The 15,279-nt window shown below is 55.8% G+C and carries 17 protein-coding genes; 5 read left to right on the top strand and 12 right to left on the bottom strand.

The features are described 5' to 3' along the window. Positions 1-2: 2 nt before the first annotated feature. Positions 3-995, bottom strand: a complete 993-nt coding sequence (gene pldB, locus MY052_RS23005; protein WP_115074752.1) for a lysophospholipase L2 — start codon at positions 993-995, stop codon at positions 3-5. 109 nt (positions 996-1,104) lie between these two features. Here pldB and rhtB point away from each other — a divergent pair, with 109 nt between their 5' ends. Both rhtB and MY052_RS23015 read left to right on the top strand, forming a co-directional pair. After that, positions 1,105-1,725 (top strand): homoserine/homoserine lactone efflux protein, encoded by a 621-nt coding sequence (gene rhtB / locus MY052_RS23010; RefSeq protein ID WP_035894409.1) that lies wholly within the window; start codon positions 1,105-1,107, stop codon positions 1,723-1,725. 153 nt (positions 1,726-1,878) lie between these two features. After that, positions 1,879-2,661, top strand: a complete 783-nt coding sequence (locus MY052_RS23015) for an Rpn family recombination-promoting nuclease/putative transposase (protein WP_248537923.1) — start codon at positions 1,879-1,881, stop codon at positions 2,659-2,661. A 45-nt stretch (positions 2,662-2,706) separates the two neighbouring features. On the opposite strand, the gene rhtC is transcribed toward MY052_RS23015, so the two are convergent. The 3 genes from rhtC to pldA form a co-directional block, all read right to left on the bottom strand. Next, positions 2,707-3,330 (bottom strand): threonine export protein RhtC, encoded by a 624-nt coding sequence (gene rhtC, locus MY052_RS23020; protein ID WP_035894405.1) that lies wholly within the window; start codon positions 3,328-3,330, stop codon positions 2,707-2,709. Between the two features lie 81 nt (positions 3,331-3,411). Beyond that, positions 3,412-5,241, bottom strand: coding sequence for an ATP-dependent DNA helicase RecQ (recQ, locus tag MY052_RS23025; RefSeq protein WP_248537924.1), 1,830 nt, complete (start codon positions 5,239-5,241; stop codon positions 3,412-3,414). Positions 5,242-5,358: 117 nt separating this feature from the next. Next, positions 5,359-6,225 (bottom strand): phospholipase A, encoded by an 867-nt coding sequence (pldA, locus tag MY052_RS23030; RefSeq protein WP_123651770.1) that lies wholly within the window; start codon positions 6,223-6,225, stop codon positions 5,359-5,361. A 161-nt stretch (positions 6,226-6,386) separates the two neighbouring features. Between pldA and yigI the strand changes: the two genes are divergently transcribed. Both yigI and rarD read left to right on the top strand, forming a co-directional pair. Next, on the top strand, positions 6,387-6,854 hold the full coding sequence (gene yigI, locus MY052_RS23035) for an acyl-CoA thioesterase YigI (protein WP_035894400.1): 468 nt from the start codon (positions 6,387-6,389) through the stop codon (positions 6,852-6,854). A 50-nt stretch (positions 6,855-6,904) separates the two neighbouring features. Then, on the top strand, positions 6,905-7,798 hold the full coding sequence (gene rarD / locus MY052_RS23040; RefSeq protein ID WP_248537925.1) for an EamA family transporter RarD: 894 nt from the start codon (positions 6,905-6,907) through the stop codon (positions 7,796-7,798). Between the two features lie 89 nt (positions 7,799-7,887). Here the strand turns inward: rarD and corA are convergent, their stop codons facing one another. From corA to lptM, 8 genes are all read right to left on the bottom strand, one after another. Continuing rightward, positions 7,888-8,838, bottom strand: a complete 951-nt coding sequence (gene corA / locus MY052_RS23045) for a magnesium/cobalt transporter CorA (protein ID WP_035896467.1) — start codon at positions 8,836-8,838, stop codon at positions 7,888-7,890. Positions 8,839-8,987: 149 nt separating this feature from the next. After that, complete coding sequence (gene ysgD / locus MY052_RS24365) at positions 8,988-9,044, bottom strand: YsgD/CorL family protein (RefSeq protein ID WP_368301982.1); 57 nt, start codon at positions 9,042-9,044, stop codon at positions 8,988-8,990. A 147-nt stretch (positions 9,045-9,191) separates the two neighbouring features. Then, entirely contained in the window at positions 9,192-11,354 is a 2,163-nt protein-coding gene (uvrD, locus tag MY052_RS23050; protein WP_035896466.1) for a DNA helicase II, read from the bottom strand. 64 nt (positions 11,355-11,418) lie between these two features. After that, positions 11,419-12,135 (bottom strand): 5-amino-6-(5-phospho-D-ribitylamino)uracil phosphatase YigB, encoded by a 717-nt coding sequence (yigB, locus tag MY052_RS23055; protein ID WP_123651771.1) that lies wholly within the window; start codon positions 12,133-12,135, stop codon positions 11,419-11,421. Continuing rightward, positions 12,135-13,037 carry a tyrosine recombinase XerC gene (gene xerC / locus MY052_RS23060; RefSeq protein WP_035896464.1) on the bottom strand — a complete coding sequence of 301 codons (903 nt, stop codon included), beginning with the start codon at positions 13,035-13,037 and terminating at the stop codon, positions 12,135-12,137. Before xerC ends, yigB begins: the two co-directional genes overlap by 1 nt. Next, positions 13,034-13,741, bottom strand: coding sequence for a DUF484 domain-containing protein (locus MY052_RS23065; RefSeq protein WP_035896463.1), 708 nt, complete (start codon positions 13,739-13,741; stop codon positions 13,034-13,036). The genes xerC and MY052_RS23065 overlap by 4 nt, the downstream gene beginning before the upstream one ends. After that, on the bottom strand, positions 13,738-14,562 hold the full coding sequence (gene dapF, locus MY052_RS23070) for a diaminopimelate epimerase (protein ID WP_035896462.1): 825 nt from the start codon (positions 14,560-14,562) through the stop codon (positions 13,738-13,740). The genes MY052_RS23065 and dapF overlap by 4 nt, the downstream gene beginning before the upstream one ends. A gap of 35 nt (positions 14,563-14,597) precedes the next feature. Continuing rightward, the gene (gene lptM, locus MY052_RS23075; RefSeq protein ID WP_035896461.1) at positions 14,598-14,801 is read right to left on the bottom strand and encodes an LPS translocon maturation chaperone LptM; all 204 of its coding nucleotides are present in this window, start codon (positions 14,799-14,801) and stop codon (positions 14,598-14,600) included. 139 nt (positions 14,802-14,940) lie between these two features. Here lptM and cyaY point away from each other — a divergent pair, with 139 nt between their 5' ends. Continuing rightward, positions 14,941-15,261 carry an iron donor protein CyaY gene (cyaY, locus tag MY052_RS23080; RefSeq protein ID WP_035896460.1) on the top strand — a complete coding sequence of 107 codons (321 nt, stop codon included), beginning with the start codon at positions 14,941-14,943 and terminating at the stop codon, positions 15,259-15,261. Positions 15,262-15,279: the final 18 nt, after the last annotated feature.

The following is a 15,279-nucleotide window of genomic DNA, read 5'->3' on the forward strand; positions in this document are numbered from 1 at the left end:
AATTAACGATGTCGATGGAAAAAATCGACGATGGCAGTGAGTGCGACTGAGCGCATAGCGTCCTTTTCAAAAAGGATCTCATGATAGGCGCCCTGTATGACAAGCGGCTTACCGCCATCACAAGGATGGCCCGCTTCGGCGCGAAGCTCGCAATAACGATCGTGCATGCGATTATCAACGACGCGTTCTTCCTCTGCCTGAATCAGCAGAACAGGAAACGTCTCTTTTGCAGCACCGGCGAGGATTTGCTCCCCTGCCAGGATACCTTCTCTGACCCAGTGATACGTGGGGCCGCCCACGCGCAACCGGGGTTCATCGGCATAAAAACGAACGTTACGCCGATAGCGTTCGCGGCTATGGGTCAGGACATTAATACCAAACGGCAAGGCATGCCATCGGCCTGTTCCCATTGCATAACCTTCCCGAAGACGCTGATGGCCCTCAGCCCAATCGAGAAGTGGCCTGACTACCCATTCCGGCAGGCGCATAATAATACCGAACATTGGCGCACAAAGCGCGATGGCGTCACAGCCTTGCGGATTACGCTGCAAAAACTGCGTCGCGATAGCCCCGCCCATAGAGTGGGCGAGGATAAACCGACGCCGCCAGTGTCCCGGCAGCACCTGTTGCTGCCAGAATGCAGCCAGATCGTCGACATAGTCGCTGAATTTCGCCACGTGGCCGCGATGGGTATCGGACAACATACGTCCGGAACGTCCTTGACCACGGTGGTCAATAATCAGTACATCAAAGCCGCTATGGAAAAGATCGTACGCCAGTTCGGCATACTTTACGTAGCTTTCAATTCGCCCGGGGCAGACCACAATCACGCTGTCATGCGCAGGCGAACTGAACCGCACGAACCGTACCGGAACGCTATCAACGCCGATAAACTCTGCTTCCTCTCGCCCCCGCCAGAAATCCATCAGCGGGCCGGTCGTAAAGGCAGCAAACGCGTTTTCTCTTGTATTCCAATCCTTTTGCTGTCGAAACATCGGGCTTCCACCCCTGCTAACCGCTGAAAATCATTTTTTTGTGACGCATAACACAACGCCTGGACAATAGCGTATTGTGGCATAAAAACAGACAATCAGGGAGTTTCTCATGACCTTCGAATGGTGGTTCGCCTACCTGCTCACATCCATAATTCTTAGCCTTTCTCCGGGCTCAGGGGCGATCAACACGATGACCACCTCGATTAACCACGGCTATCGCGGAGCAGCAGCATCGATTGCCGGTCTTCAAACCGGCCTGGCGATACACATCGTGCTGGTTGGCGTAGGCCTCGGGACACTCTTCTCGCGCTCCCTGCTAGCCTTTGAGGTGCTGAAATGGGCGGGTGCCGCATACCTTATCTGGCTTGGTATTCAGCAATGGCGCGCCGCAGGCTCCATCGACCTGAAAACGCTGGCGAAGACGCAAAGCCGCGGCAAGCTGTTTCAGCGCGCGGTATTCGTCAACCTCACCAATCCAAAAAGCATTGTGTTTCTGGCCGCGCTATTCCCACAGTTTATCGTGCCCCATCAGCCGCAGATTATGCAGTACCTGATTCTTGGGGTGACGACTATCGTTGTCGATATCATCGTGATGATTGGCTATGCCACGCTCGCGCAGCGGATCTCGGCGTGGATTAAAGGGCCGAAGCAGATGAAAGCACTGAATAAGGTGTTTGGTTCGCTGTTTATGCTGGTAGGGGCGCTGCTGGCATCGGCTCGCCATGCATGAATCCGGCGCACAAAATTTTGTCGCGGGGATAACTCGCTGACAAAATCGCGCGAGCGGTTACGCATCCCGGAAAGAGAGCTCGAATTATCGCTAAGCGACAAATAGGCTCAGTGACAGAATGCCGCCAGACTTTTCATTCACGGATGATAAACGATGACGGAGACAGCCACACCGCATGATGCGGTCTTTAAAACCTTCCTTTCCTGCGCTGATACGGCGCGGGATTTTATTAGCCTTCATCTCCCCACTCAGCTTCTCCGACTCTGCAAGCTAGAGACGCTACGGCTGGAATCGGGGAGTTTTATCGAAGACGACCTGCGCCCCTACTACAGCGATATCATCTACTCTCTGAAAACCACCACCGGTCGCGGCTATGTTCACGTGCTTATCGAGCATCAAAGTACCCCGGATAAGCATATGGCCTTCAGGCTACTACGTTACGCCGTTGCCGCCATGCAGCGTCAACTCTACACCTCGCCTTTCCCGCTAGTGGATATTACAGTCATCCCCGATGATGAAATTATGCAACACCGCAGCATGGCGGCGCTGACCCTGGTGCAGAAGCATATTCGCCAGAGGGATATGGCGCTGCTACAGGACAAGCTAGCCAGTTTGTTTATTCTGGGACACACCAGCGGACAACAAATAACCGTACTGATAAACTACCTGATGCAGGCCGGACAAGCCCAGGATGTTCAAAAACTATTGTATGGATTGGCACAGCGCGTGCCGCAGCATGGAGAAAAGCTTATGACCATGGCAGAACAGTTAAAATTGATTGGCCGTCAGGAAGGGATTCAACAAGGTATTCAGGAAGGTAAACTTGCCACATTGCAGAATGTCGCACAAGCAATGCTGGCGAGGGGTCTTGATAGCAACATCATCACTGAGATCACCGGACTTTCCCATGATGAACTCCAGCAACTCCGCCACTAAACATCGCATAGCCCACTCGATGACAACACCGAGTGGGCCAATCACTTAGCGCGAAATAATCAGGTGAATGCCGAACCCTGCGAATAACGTGCCCGCCACGCCATCAATCCACTTCGCCGCACGCTGGTAGCCGCGACGCATAGCGGGCAGCGCAAACAGGCTCGCCACTACGGTAAACCAGGCCAGCGTTTCAAGGATAATCAACAGGAAGATCCCCCAGCGCTCGCCCGCGCCGACGTTATCGCCAACAAACAGCGAGAACACCGAACCAAAGTAGATAATCGCTTTTGGGTTAGCGAGGTTAGTCAGCAGGCCTTTCATAAAGCTGCGCCCGCCCTGAGCCAGTTCAACCTGCGGTTCTTCGGCTGAATCGACTTTCTCTTTCTTCAGCGCCCCGCGCAGCATCTGGTAGCCCATCCAACACAGGTACAGACCGCCGCCGACCATAATGATGGTGTGCAGCCACGCCATTTTTTCGATAATCAGGTGCAGACCGAGCAGCGCAACGCCAGCCCAGACCATCACGCCACAGGTGATCCCCAGTACGCCCATCATCGCCTCTTTGCGAGAGCGGCTAACGGCAGTCTGTGAGACAAAAAAGAAGTCCGGCCCCGGGCTCATCAAAGCAATGATGTGCACCAGCGCGACGGTCAGAAACAGCGTAATCATGATAGACCTACCAAACGGGGCGATAAATTCGCGGAAAATAGTACAGTGGGTAACTATCTTTGCACTTTTTCCACGAACTGACTACTCCTCATCGTCGCCGTCGACGTGAGCGCGGATAAGCGCCAGAAACTCACGGCCAAAACGCTCGAGCTTACGCGTGCCGACGCCGTTGACGCTGAGCATATCGCTCGGAGAGATAGGCATCTGTTCTGCCATTTCAATCAGCGTCGCGTCGTTGAAGACCACATAAGGCGGGATATTTTCTTCATCGGCAATGGCTTTACGCAACTTGCGCAGCTTGGCAAACAGCTGCTTGTCGTAATTGCCTACCGCCGCTTTCTGCATCACGCGCGGCTTCAGCGCCACGATACGCGGTACGGCAAGCTGCAACGGCGCTTCGCCGCGCAGCACCGGGCGGGATGCGTCGGTAAGCTGTAGCGCCGAATGTTGGGCGATATTCTGGGTGACAAAACCTAAGTGGATAAGCTGGCGAATGACGCTCACCCAATGTTCATGACTTTTGTCGCGCCCCATGCCATAGACTTTCAGTTTATCGTGTCCGAACTCGCGAATACGCTGGCTGTTCGCACCGCGAATCACCTCAACGACATAGCCCATGCCAAAGCGCTGGTTAACCCGGCCAATGGTTGAGAGCGCAATCTGCGCATCCTGAACGCCGTCGTACTGTTTAGGCGGGTCGAGGCAGATATCGCAGTTACCGCACGGCTCCTGACGACCTTCGCCAAAGTAGTTGAGCAGCACCAGGCGACGGCAGGTCTGCGCTTCAGCAAACGCCCCCATCGCATTGAGCTTATGCCGTTCAATATCCTGCAACATGCCCTCTGGCTTTTCTTCCAGACAGCGGCGCAGCCACGCCATATCTGCCGGGTCGTAAAACAGCATCGCTTCCGCCGGCAGGCCGTCCCGGCCAGCACGACCGGTCTCCTGATAGTAGGATTCGATATTGCGCGGAATGTCGAAGTGCACCACGAAACGGACGTTGGGCTTATTGATACCCATCCCGAAAGCCACGGTAGCGACGACAATTTGCAGGTCGTCGCGCTGGAATTTCTCCTGCACGTCGGCGCGCACGTTGTTTTCAAGCCCGGCGTGATAAGCCCCCGCGCTGATGCCACGGCTCTGCAAACGGGCTGTGGTGTCTTCCACCTTCGCACGGCTATTACAGTAAATAATGCCGGATTTACCGCGCTGCTCCTGCACGTAGCGCATCAATTGGTCGATGGGCTTAAACTTCTCCATCAGCATGTAGCGAATATTCGGGCGGTCGAAACTGCTGATTTGGATAAACGGATCGTTCAGCCCCAGCAAACGGACAATATCGCTACGCGTGGTGTCGTCGGCGGTAGCCGTCAGCGCCATAAACGGCAGCGCAGGGAAGCGCTGACGCAGTTGACCCAGGGCGGCATATTCCGGGCGGAAATCATGTCCCCACTGCGAGATGCAGTGTGCTTCATCGACCGCCAGCATCGCCGGATTCCAGTGCGCCAGATGCTCAAGGAAGTTATCCAGCATCAGGCGTTCCGGGGCGATATAGAGCAGGCGAATCTGCCCGGTACGGCAGCCGGCCATCACCTCTTGCTGCTGTTCACGGGTTTGAGTGGAGTTGATACAAGCCGCCGCCACGCCGTTCGCCAGCAGCTGATCGACCTGGTCCTTCATCAGCGAGATCAGCGGTGAAACCACCACCGTCAGGCCGTTAAGCACCAGCGCAGGAATTTGATAGCACAGCGATTTGCCGCCGCCGGTTGGCATCACGACCAGGCAGTCGCGCCCTTCCAGCACGGTATCGATAATGGTTTCCTGGCCAGGACGGAACTGCTGGTAGCCAAAGGTCTCTTGCAAAACCTGTTTAGCCAGCGATTCCTGATTTAAAACTTCCGCCTGTGCCACATTGACCCCATTACCGTTAAATAAAAACAGGCGCTATTTTCAGCGCCCGCGTGCCAAACTGCAACGTTTTAGACGAATTCCTTCGGCCATGCTCGCAACAAACCGCAGGAATTGCTCTTAAAACAGATCGTTAAGCATCACCCCGACCCCAACGCGAGTCTGGTTAAAGTTATAGTCGATAAGCGATTCGCCGTATCCACTATACACCTGAGTATAGAGGCGAACGTGCTTACTGATAGGATAGCTAACGCCAAGCTCAGCGCCGCCGTAGCCCGTGTTCCAGTTATATTGCCCCTGCGCGCTGAGCACGGCATCGCCCAGCTGATAGCCGATTTTAAGCCGGTAGTAGCCCATATATTTGGTGATATCCGGGTTATCGTCGGTATCACCAATCACGTACCAGGGCTTCACTTCAACCAGCCAATTGCCGTTCTGCGCCATTAAGCGCGTGTACAGACGGTTCCAGCTACGGGAAGTTGGGTCCGAGCGGCCGTTAGAATCGTGGTTGTAGCCCACTTCCACATCACGAAGCGTCCAGCCGGCGAAGCGGTAGTCGGTGGCAAAGCCGAGAAAGAGCTGCGGCTCATAGTTGGTCTCACGAAATGGCGCCGACTCGTCGCTGTTGGACATCTGCCACCAGGAGCGCTGAGTATATGAGGCTGCCAGCACCGAGTTATCACCCAAAATGCCGCGCCACAGCGGGAACGCCAGGCTAAGCTGGAATTTCACCTCGTCTTTCCGCGCATTCTCAGCCCAATCATAGGTTCGAATCGCCTCTTTATTAAGGTCGCTGGTCCAGGTGTAGAGCAGATAGTTGCTTTCGTAGGGATAAAGCGTGAACGGATTATCATGCTCTTGTAGGAGGTTGGCGATAATACTGCCGCGCACCGCGGGTACATCATGTACTTCTTTAATTGTCGCTTCCTGCGCCAGCGCCGCGACAGGCAGTAGCAGCGCCAGCAGCCCACTTAGTGAGATCCGCATCAATCAACTTCCCCTGAGATATATATAAATAATGGATAACAAATTGATACGTATTCTACCCGTTTACGTGGTTCTTGCTCATCAAACCTTTCCGAAAGTAGAAATCAACATCCAATAGGCATAAAATCAACATTTTATTAACAATGAAATGTAAGGTTACTATGTCTGCAGAACTCACCGCGGAAGCCGCACTCAAGCTGGTTGGCGAAATTTTTGTCTACCACATGCCGTTCAACCGGGCGTTGAATCTGGAGCTAGAGGTCTATGAGAAAGCGTTCGCACAGCTGAGTTTCAACAACCAGCCAATGATGGTCGGCAACTGGGCGCAAAGTATCCTACACGGCGGGGTGATCGCCTCGGCGCTGGACGTCGCGGCAGGCCTGGTATGTGTGGGCAGCACGCTGGCACGCCATGACACCATCAATGAAGATGAGCTGAGACAGCGGCTATCAAAAATGGGCACCATCGACCTGCGCGTCGACTATCTTCGCCCAGGGCGCGGCACGCGCTTTACCGCTTCCAGCACGCTGCTGCGCGCAGGCAATAAGGTTGCCGTTGCCCGCGTTGAATTGCACAACGAAGAGAAAACGCATATCGCCAGCGCCACGGCGACTTATATGGTGGGATAACCGCCAGAATCGCGTAAAATTGCGTTACTTTTTCGAAATGGATGTTTCACATGGATCCCAAACAAACGCGACAAGGCGTGCTTCTGGCCCTTGCCGCCTATTTCATCTGGGGCATCGCTCCAGCCTACTTCAAGCTGATTTACTACGTTCCAGCCGATGAAATCCTGACCCACCGTGTTATCTGGTCATTTTTCTTTATGGTGGCGCTCATCAGCATTAGCCGTCAGTGGTCGCAGGTCAAAACGCTGCTGAAGACCCCAAAGAAGATCTTCCTGCTCGCGCTATCGGCAGTATTAATCGGCGGCAACTGGCTGCTGTTTATCTGGTCGGTCAATAACCACCATATGCTGGAGGCGAGCCTCGGCTACTTCATCAACCCGTTGGTGAATATTCTGTTGGGGATGATTTTCCTCGGCGAGCGTTTTCGTCGGATGCAGTGGTTAGCCGTTGCGCTGGCGATTTGCGGCGTTCTGGTACAGCTCTGGACCTTTGGCTCGCTGCCAATCATTGCGCTGGGGCTGGCGTTTAGCTTTGCCTTCTACGGGCTGGTGCGTAAGAAAATTGCCGTCGATGCGCAGACTGGCATGCTGTTTGAGACGCTCTGGCTGCTTCCCGTGGCCGCAATTTATCTGTTCGGCATCGCCGATAGCGCCACCAGCCACATGGGCAGCAACTCATGGTCGCTGAATCTGCTGCTGATTGCCGCAGGCGTCGTGACGACTATCCCATTGCTGTGCTTTACCGGTGCGGCAACGCGCCTGCGTCTGTCAACGCTGGGCTTCTTCCAGTACATCGGCCCTACGCTGATGTTCCTGCTGGCGGTAGCGTTCTACGGTGAAGTGCCTGGTGCGGATAAGATGGTGACCTTTGCGTTTATTTGGGTCGCGCTGGCGATATTCGTGATGGATGCGCTGTATACGCAAAGACGGGGACGTCGGAGCTAAAGCAATGCCGGATGGCGGCTGCGCCTTATCCGGCCTACATTGATGTGCTGCTGTAAGCCGGATAAGCGAAGCGCCATCCGGCACAGCCATTACAGCCAGTTCTTGCGCTTAAAGTACAGATACGGCGCAAGCCCCGCCAGAATCATAAAGATAATCGCCCCAGGATAACCAAAACTCCATCTCAGCTCCGGCATAAACTCAAAGTTCATACCATAGCTGGAAGCCACCAGCGTCGGCGGCAGGAAGACCACGGAAACCACCGAGAAGATCTTGATGATGCGGTTCTGCTCAATGTTGATAAAGCCCATCGCCGCCTGCATCAGGAAGTTAACCTTCTGGAACAGCGATTCGTTGTGCGGCAGCAGAGATTCGATATCTCGCAGGATTTCTCGCGCCTGCTCAAGCTGATTCGCTGGCAGACGCGCCTTACGCACGAGGAAGTTCAACGCGCGCTGGGTATCCATCAGACACAGGCGTACCTTCCAGCCGATATCTTCCAGTTCAGCCAGCGTCGAGAGCGCTTCGTCGTACTCGTCGCCCTGATGCCCTTCCATAATGACGCGGCTCAGCTTTTCGAGATCGCTGTAGATGTTTTCGATTTCATCCGCCAGCTGTTCGATTTTGGTTTCAAACAGGTCGAGCAGCAGCTCGTAGGCGTTACCGTCCGCCATCTCCTGATTACGCGCACGCATGCGGTAAAGGCGGAATGCCGGCAGCTCACGTTCACGCAGGGTAAACAGACGCCCTTCGCGGATGGTGAATGCCACGGTGGAGTTACCCGCGTGATCGTCCGCATCTTCATAAAAGAAGAAGGAGTGAATATGCAGGCCGTCTTCGTCTTCAAAAAAACGTGCGGATGCTTCGATGTCTTCCAGTTCAGGGCGCGTGGCCAGGTTCTGGCCCAAATCCTTTTGCACACGGTTTCGTTCGTCGTCGTCAGGCTCGACTAAATCAACCCAGACCGAGCTGGCAAGATGATCAATCTCATCCGCCTCAAGACGCGTTAAACGATTGTTTTCCAGTTGAAATGCGCTCAGCATGACCGGGACTCCCAATGCAAAAAATTATCGGACAGCCGGTGGGCACACAGAAACTACAGGGGTTTCAGACCATTAAACAGCCTGACTCAATGCGACGGGAAATACGAGTCGCTGACAACCGCTAAGGCTATCAGCATAAGAGGATAGCCTTAGGAGTTGTTCCTGAATGACAGGAAGGTGAGCCAGCATCTACTGGGTGTGTCCAAGGCTTTGTCCTCTTAGCGTAATCGTGCGCGCATGTTACGCCAGCAAAAAAACGCCGTCAACACGCAACGAAACGCTAACCGGGATTAATTACCTTCTGTTCAGTAAGGCTAGCATATGGTTACAAAATAATGATATTTTTCTGAAAGTTATACCATTTCCAGTCTGGCGTAGGCTGCCACCAGCCATTTAATTCCTTGCCCCTGGAACGCCACCTGCAAACGGCTATGTTCACCGCTGCCTTCCAGGTTGACGATAGTCCCTTCACCAAACTTCGCGTGACGTACGCGCTGGCCGAGTTTATAGCCAGTATCGTTCTCCGCCATTGGCGTGCCCATCCGCTGATGGCTCACCGGTCGGCTGACCGTGGCGCGCAGACGAACCTCTTCCACGCAGGCTTCCGGTAGCTCGCCGATAAAGCGCGACGGACGGTGATACACCTCTTTGCCGTACAGGCGGCGCGTTTCGGCATAGGTCAGCGTCAGTTTTTGCATGGCGCGGGTGACGCCAACGTAGGCCAGACGGCGCTCTTCTTCCAGGCGACCGCCTTCATCCAGCGACATCTGGCTCGGGAACATGCCTTCTTCCATGCCGACGATAAACACCTGCGGGAACTCCAGGCCTTTCGCCGAGTGCAGGGTCATCAGCTGTACCGCGTCCTGCCAGGTGTCGGCCTGACCATCACCGGCTTCTAGCGCCGCGTGGGAGAGGAACGCCTGCAGCGGCATTAAATCTTCATCTTCTTCGTTGTAGCTGAACTGGCGCGTTGCCGTCACCAGTTCGTCTAAGTTCTCGATTCGCGTCTGGCCCTTCTCGCCTTTTTCCTGTTCGTACATCATGCGCAGACCGGAGTCCTTCACCACGCGGTCGGTCTGCACGTGCAGCGGCATATCGGCCGTTTCCTGCGCCAGCGCGTCAATCAACTCCATAAAGCGCTGTAAGGCGCTCGCTGCGCGACCGGCAAGGGCTTTCTCTTGCAGCAGTTCGCGGCAGGCCTGCCACAGCGTCAGCTGGCGGTCACGCGAGGTCTGACGCACCACGTCGAGCGTGCGATCGCCGATGCCGCGAGTTGGCGTATTCACCACGCGTTCAAACGCCGCGTCATCGTTACGGTTGGCGATAAGACGCAGATACGAGAGCGCGTCTTTGATTTCCTGGCGTTCGAAGAAGCGCATACCGCCGTAGATACGGTACGGCATGCTGGCCTGCAGCAGCGCCTCTTCCAGCACGCGTGATTGGGCGTTGCTGCGATAGAGGATGGCGCATTGCGTCAGCGCGCCGCCGTTGTCCTGCCAGGTCTTGATGCGGTTCACCACAAAGCGCGCTTCATCGAGTTCGTTAAACGCGCAGTAGAGTGAAATCGGTTCGCCGTCGGCGCCGTCGGTCCACAGCTTTTTGCCCAGACGCCCGTTGTTGTTTTCAATCAGGGCGTTCGCCGCGCTGAGGATGTTGCTGGTTGAACGGTAGTTCTGTTCCAGACGGATAGTTTCTGCACCCGGGAAATCGTTGAGGAAGCGCTGGATGTTCTCCACCTGCGCCCCGCGCCAGCCGTAAATCGACTGGTCGTCATCGCCAACGATCATCACCTTACCGGTGTCACCCGCCAGCAGGCGGATCCACGCGTACTGGATGTTGTTGGTATCCTGGAATTCATCCACCAGGATATTGGTAAAGCGTTCGCGATAGTGCTGGAGGATATGCGGCTTGTTAAGCCACAGCTCATGGGCGCGCAACAGCAGCTCGGCAAAGTCCACCAGTCCCGCACGGTCGCACGCTTCCTGATAGGCTTGATAAACCTTCTGCCAGGTCTGTTCAACCGGGTTACCGTAGCTTTGCAGGTGATGCGGACGCAGCCCTTCGTCTTTCTGGCTGTTGATAAACCACATCGCCTGGCGCGGCGGCCACTGCTTCTCGTCAAGGTTCATCGCTTTGATCAGGCGCTTGAGCAGGCGAAGCTGGTCTTCGCTATCGAGAATCTGGAAATCCTGCGGCAGATTAGCATCCAGGTGGTGCGCACGCAGCAGACGGTGCGCCAGCCCGTGGAAGGTACCGACCCACATACCTCCCTGCGAGGTGCCCATCAGTTCAGCGATACGGTGGCGCATCTCTGCCGCCGCTTTGTTGGTAAAGGTGACGGCCATGATGGAATACGGCGAGCAGTTCTCGACGCTTTGCAGCCAGGCAATGCGATGCACCAGCACGCGCGTCTTGCCGCTACCTGCCCCGGCGAGCACCAGCATATTGGTCCGCTCCGCCGCGACGGCTTCGCGCTGTTTATCGTTGAGGCTGTCGAGCAGGTAAGAAACGTCCATTGGCACCGCCGGAAAAAAAAGAGTCCCAGAAATACACTGGGAATTTATACAGAGTTGCTGATGATTATATCAGCGAGGTCAGAGATGCCAACCGGGAAATCTCGACATGCGGCAACAAACGGCTGTCCGCGGTTTGCATCAGGTCGGCATTTTCCGGTTTGATCCAGCAGGCTTGCATGCCACAGCGAATGGCACCCGCCACGTCGGTGGTCAGGTCATCGCCCACGTGCAGGATCTCGCCGAGCGGCACATTGAGCTTGTCTGCTGCCAGATGGTACATATCGGCGAATGGCTTCGAACGTCCGTCTGGACCAGCACGCAGCACAAACTGGAAGTAGTCGCTCAGGCCGAACAGCTCCGGCTGGGCATTACCGTTGGTGATCGCCACCAGCGGCCATTTTTGGCCTAGTTTCGCCAACGTGTCGTGGGTTTCCTGCGGTACGTCAATCCGGCTGCGCCACTGAGCGAAGTTCGCCATCGCCTCGTCGGCTCCGGCTTTGGCTTCCTGAGCTGTCAGTCCAAGCTGACGCATACCGGACTCCAGCGCACGCCAGCGCCACTCGGTGACGTCATGGTAGATTTCAGGCTCTGTCTTTAACAGCTCGTCGCGCCACTGCTGTAACGTACGGGCGTCGAAGTTTGCCAGCGCCGGATGGTAGCCGCGCACAAAGGCCACCGACTCCTGCATCGTCCGGTCAATCACCGGGCGGTTATCATAAAGAGTGTCATCAAGGTCAAACGTCAGCGCGGCAATAGCGCCCAACGGCCGATAAAAACGCATTATTTCTCCCGTTTGGCGCGCGGATGCGCCGCATCGTACACCGAGGCAAGGTGTTGAAAATCAAGATGGGTATAGATTTGGGTGGTCGATAGATTGGCGTGGCCCAGCAGTTCCTGCACCCCGCGCAGGTCACCGCTCGACTCAAGCATGTGGGTGGCAAACGAGTGGCGCAGCTTGTGGGGATTCACGTGGCTGTTCAGCCCCTGCTTAATGCCCCATTCAGCAAAGCGCTTTTGCACATTACGCGCCGAAATACGCTTGCCGAGCTTCGAGAGAAACAGCGCGTCCTCGTCACTGCCAAACAGCCCGCGCAGGTCGAGCCAGTGCTCAATCCACGTCACGGCGTTGCGGCCAATCGGCAGGCGGCGCTCTTTGCTGCCTTTCCCCATCACCCACACTTCGCCGGTATCGAGATCCAGATGTTTAATATCCAGATTTACCAGTTCAGAAAGACGTAGCCCCGCGCCGTACATCACCTCCAGCATGGCGCGGTCGCGCACCGCCAGCGGGTCATTGAGATCGATATCCAGCAGGCGATTAACGTCATCGACGTCGATATTTTTTGGCAGATGGCGCGGTGCTTTCGGCGCGGCGATGCCTTTTGCCGGGTTCGCTGGAAGCTCGCCCTGACCCACCATCCAGTCAAAGAAGCTGCGCAACGCCGACAGGCGTAGCGCCAGGCTTGCGGCGCCTAGCCCTTTGCGGCGGCTGCGGGTCGCAAAGCTGCGCACCATCGCAGCATCACATTGTTGCCAATTCTGCAGGCCCATTCCTTCGGCCAGTTCAATAATGGCATCAAGCTGACGCTGGTAGTTGAGGAGTGTGATTGGGCTAAGCTGGCGTTCTACGCCCAGATAGCGCAGAAAGCGGGTAACGGCTTGCCCTAGCCCGGTGCCGGTCATACGCGCTCGATCCAGCGTTCCAGCAGACCCGGCAGCATCAGGGCAATTTCCTGCAGCAGCTGTGTGCCCTGTCCCGGCTGATAGTGGTGCGGGTCGCGGCTGCTAAAGAGAATCACGCCTAAATCGCCGTCGCTGCCCATCATCGACATCGCCACTGAACCGACGGCTTTCGCTTCAGGAAGCACCACCAGCAACTCGGGGCCGTTAAGGGTGCCGAGATAGTGGTTGCCCTGGCCTAAGCGTTGAATGCGCAGCGGCTCAAAGGCCTGACGGGAAAGCACCAGATCGGTATGTCTGGAAGGGGCGCCAAGACGCCAGCGGTCAGAGAACAGGCGCAGCGATGCGCCCGCCAGCCCCAACTCGCGCGCCCAGCGATGGAAGCGCAGCAGGAGATCGTCCAGGCTTTCCGCGCAGGCCAGTCGGTTTTGCAGATGCAGCAGGCGATAAAACAGGCTTTCGTTCGCCGTCGCCTGTTCCATCAGCTGGCTCATGTTCTCTTCCAGCATGGCAATGTAGTTGCGCGAACGCGCCATGTGCCACTCAACCAGAGACACCATGCCCCGCACCGGATGCGGGACGCGCATTTGCTCAACGACAGCGGCATTACGTATAAAGAATTCAGGATGTTGCAACAGATAATCCACAACCGCGCCATCATTCAGCGTGGTGATAGCGTCCTGCTGTTCTTCCCCGACGTGTTTCATAAGTGAATAAATCCGTCATAGACATGTGCCGCCGGGCCAGTCATAAACAACGGTTGGCCCGGGCCTTTCCAGGCGATATCAAGTCGCCCGCCCGGCAGTTCCACGCGCACCTCTTCCGCCAACAAGCCCTGCTGGATGCCAACGGCAACCGCCGCACATGCGCCGCTGCCGCAGGCCTGAGTTTCACCGGCACCGCGTTCGTAAACGCGCAGACGGATGTGCTCCCGCTTCACTACCTGCATAAAACCAATGTTAGCGCGTTCTGGAAAACGTTCATGACTTTCCATCACCGGACCTAGCGTTTCCACCGGGGCAGTGTCGACATCATCAACCTGAATCACACAGTGTGGATTCCCCATCGAGACCACGCCGCACAATACTGTCTGCTCAGCAGCACGCATGATATAGGTCTTTTCCGCTTTGTTCGCGCGGAACGGCACCTGAGACGGCTCGAAGTTCGGTTCACCCATGTTCACGCGAACCAGTTCATCATCAGTCACGCTTAAGACCATACGGCCGTTGGCGGTGCTCACGCGGATATCACGCTTGTTGGTCAACCCTTTCAGGCGCACAAAGCGGGCGAAGCAGCGAGCGCCGTTACCGCACTGGGAGACTTCGCTGCCGTCGGCGTTGAAGATGCGGTAGTGAAAATCCAGGTCGGGGTCATAAGGCGGCTCCACGACCAACAGCTGATCGAAACCCACGCCAAGATGCCTGTCCGCCAGTCGGCGGATAAGCTCGGGCGAGAAAAAGACATTCTGCGTTACCGCGTCGACGACCATGAAATCGTTGCCGAGGCCATGCATTTTAGAGAACTGCATCATCTACTCCAGTTGCGCGGAACAGAACGGTAATATTAGTAATTAACCTGCGTCGGGCCGCCGTTATCACCACGGTCGTTACGATCCGGAGAGCTGCTCTGAATCGGTTGAGTGACGGGTTGCGTCGGCGGGGCCGCCGTTTTATCAGCCGGAGGAAAATAGAGCGGGCCCTTCAGGCCGCAGCCTGCAAGGCTAAATAATGCAAGTAACACTGCCAGCGGTCGAAAAATCTTATTCATTCTTAAGATGCCTGTAGTTCAATGCTTTCTATTTTCTATCATCGCAGGAGGAGGCGCAAAAGCAAGCGTTAAGCACCTGACTGCAACGTGATTTGTTTCACGCTATACTGCCGCCATCACTAAATAACGGGAAACAACAATGAACGACAGTGAATTTCATCGCCTTGCCGATACCCTGTGGCTGACCATCGAAGAGCGTCTGGACGACTGGGACGGCGACAGCGATATCGACTGTGAGATCAATGGCGGCGTGCTGACCATCAGTTTTGAAAACGGCAGCAAAATTATTATTAACCGTCAGGAGCCATTGCACCAGGTATGGCTGGCGACCAAGCAAGGTGGCTACCATTTCGACCTGAAGGGCGATGAGTGGATTTGCGACCGCAGCGGCGAAACCTTCTGGGACTTGCTGGAACAAGCGGCGACGCAGCAGGCGGGTGAAGAGGTGAGCTTCCGCTAAACACAACGTAGCCCGGCC

This window comes from Kluyvera ascorbata, from assembly GCF_023195735.1.
Taxonomy (GTDB): domain Bacteria; phylum Pseudomonadota; class Gammaproteobacteria; order Enterobacterales; family Enterobacteriaceae; genus Kluyvera; species Kluyvera ascorbata.

Excerpts from the sequence above, each read along its gene's own strand:
- MY052_RS23015 (WP_248537923.1), top strand. The coding sequence starts at position 1,879 with ATGACGGAGACAGCCACACCGCATGATGCGGTCTTTAAAACCTTCCTT.
- lptM (WP_035896461.1), bottom strand. The coding sequence starts at position 14,801 with ATGAATAAGATTTTTCGACCGCTGGCAGTGTTACTTGCATTATTTAGC.
- rhtC (WP_035894405.1), bottom strand. The coding sequence starts at position 3,330 with ATGATTACGCTGTTTCTGACCGTCGCGCTGGTGCACATCATTGCTTTG.
- pldA (WP_123651770.1), bottom strand. The coding sequence starts at position 6,225 with ATGCGGATCTCACTAAGTGGGCTGCTGGCGCTGCTACTGCCTGTCGCG.
- rhtB (WP_035894409.1), top strand. The coding sequence starts at position 1,105 with ATGACCTTCGAATGGTGGTTCGCCTACCTGCTCACATCCATAATTCTT.
- dapF (WP_035896462.1), bottom strand. The coding sequence starts at position 14,562 with ATGCAGTTCTCTAAAATGCATGGCCTCGGCAACGATTTCATGGTCGTC.
- rarD (WP_248537925.1), top strand. The coding sequence starts at position 6,905 with ATGGATCCCAAACAAACGCGACAAGGCGTGCTTCTGGCCCTTGCCGCC.
- corA (WP_035896467.1), bottom strand. The coding sequence starts at position 8,838 with ATGCTGAGCGCATTTCAACTGGAAAACAATCGTTTAACGCGTCTTGAG.
- cyaY (WP_035896460.1), top strand. The coding sequence starts at position 14,941 with ATGAACGACAGTGAATTTCATCGCCTTGCCGATACCCTGTGGCTGACC.
- yigI (WP_035894400.1), top strand. The coding sequence starts at position 6,387 with ATGTCTGCAGAACTCACCGCGGAAGCCGCACTCAAGCTGGTTGGCGAA.
- uvrD (WP_035896466.1), bottom strand. The coding sequence starts at position 11,354 with ATGGACGTTTCTTACCTGCTCGACAGCCTCAACGATAAACAGCGCGAA.
- MY052_RS23065 (WP_035896463.1), bottom strand. The coding sequence starts at position 13,741 with ATGAAACACGTCGGGGAAGAACAGCAGGACGCTATCACCACGCTGAAT.
- pldB (WP_115074752.1), bottom strand. The coding sequence starts at position 995 with ATGTTTCGACAGCAAAAGGATTGGAATACAAGAGAAAACGCGTTTGCT.
- yigB (WP_123651771.1), bottom strand. The coding sequence starts at position 12,135 with ATGCGTTTTTATCGGCCGTTGGGCGCTATTGCCGCGCTGACGTTTGAC.
- xerC (WP_035896464.1), bottom strand. The coding sequence starts at position 13,037 with ATGACCGGCACCGGGCTAGGGCAAGCCGTTACCCGCTTTCTGCGCTAT.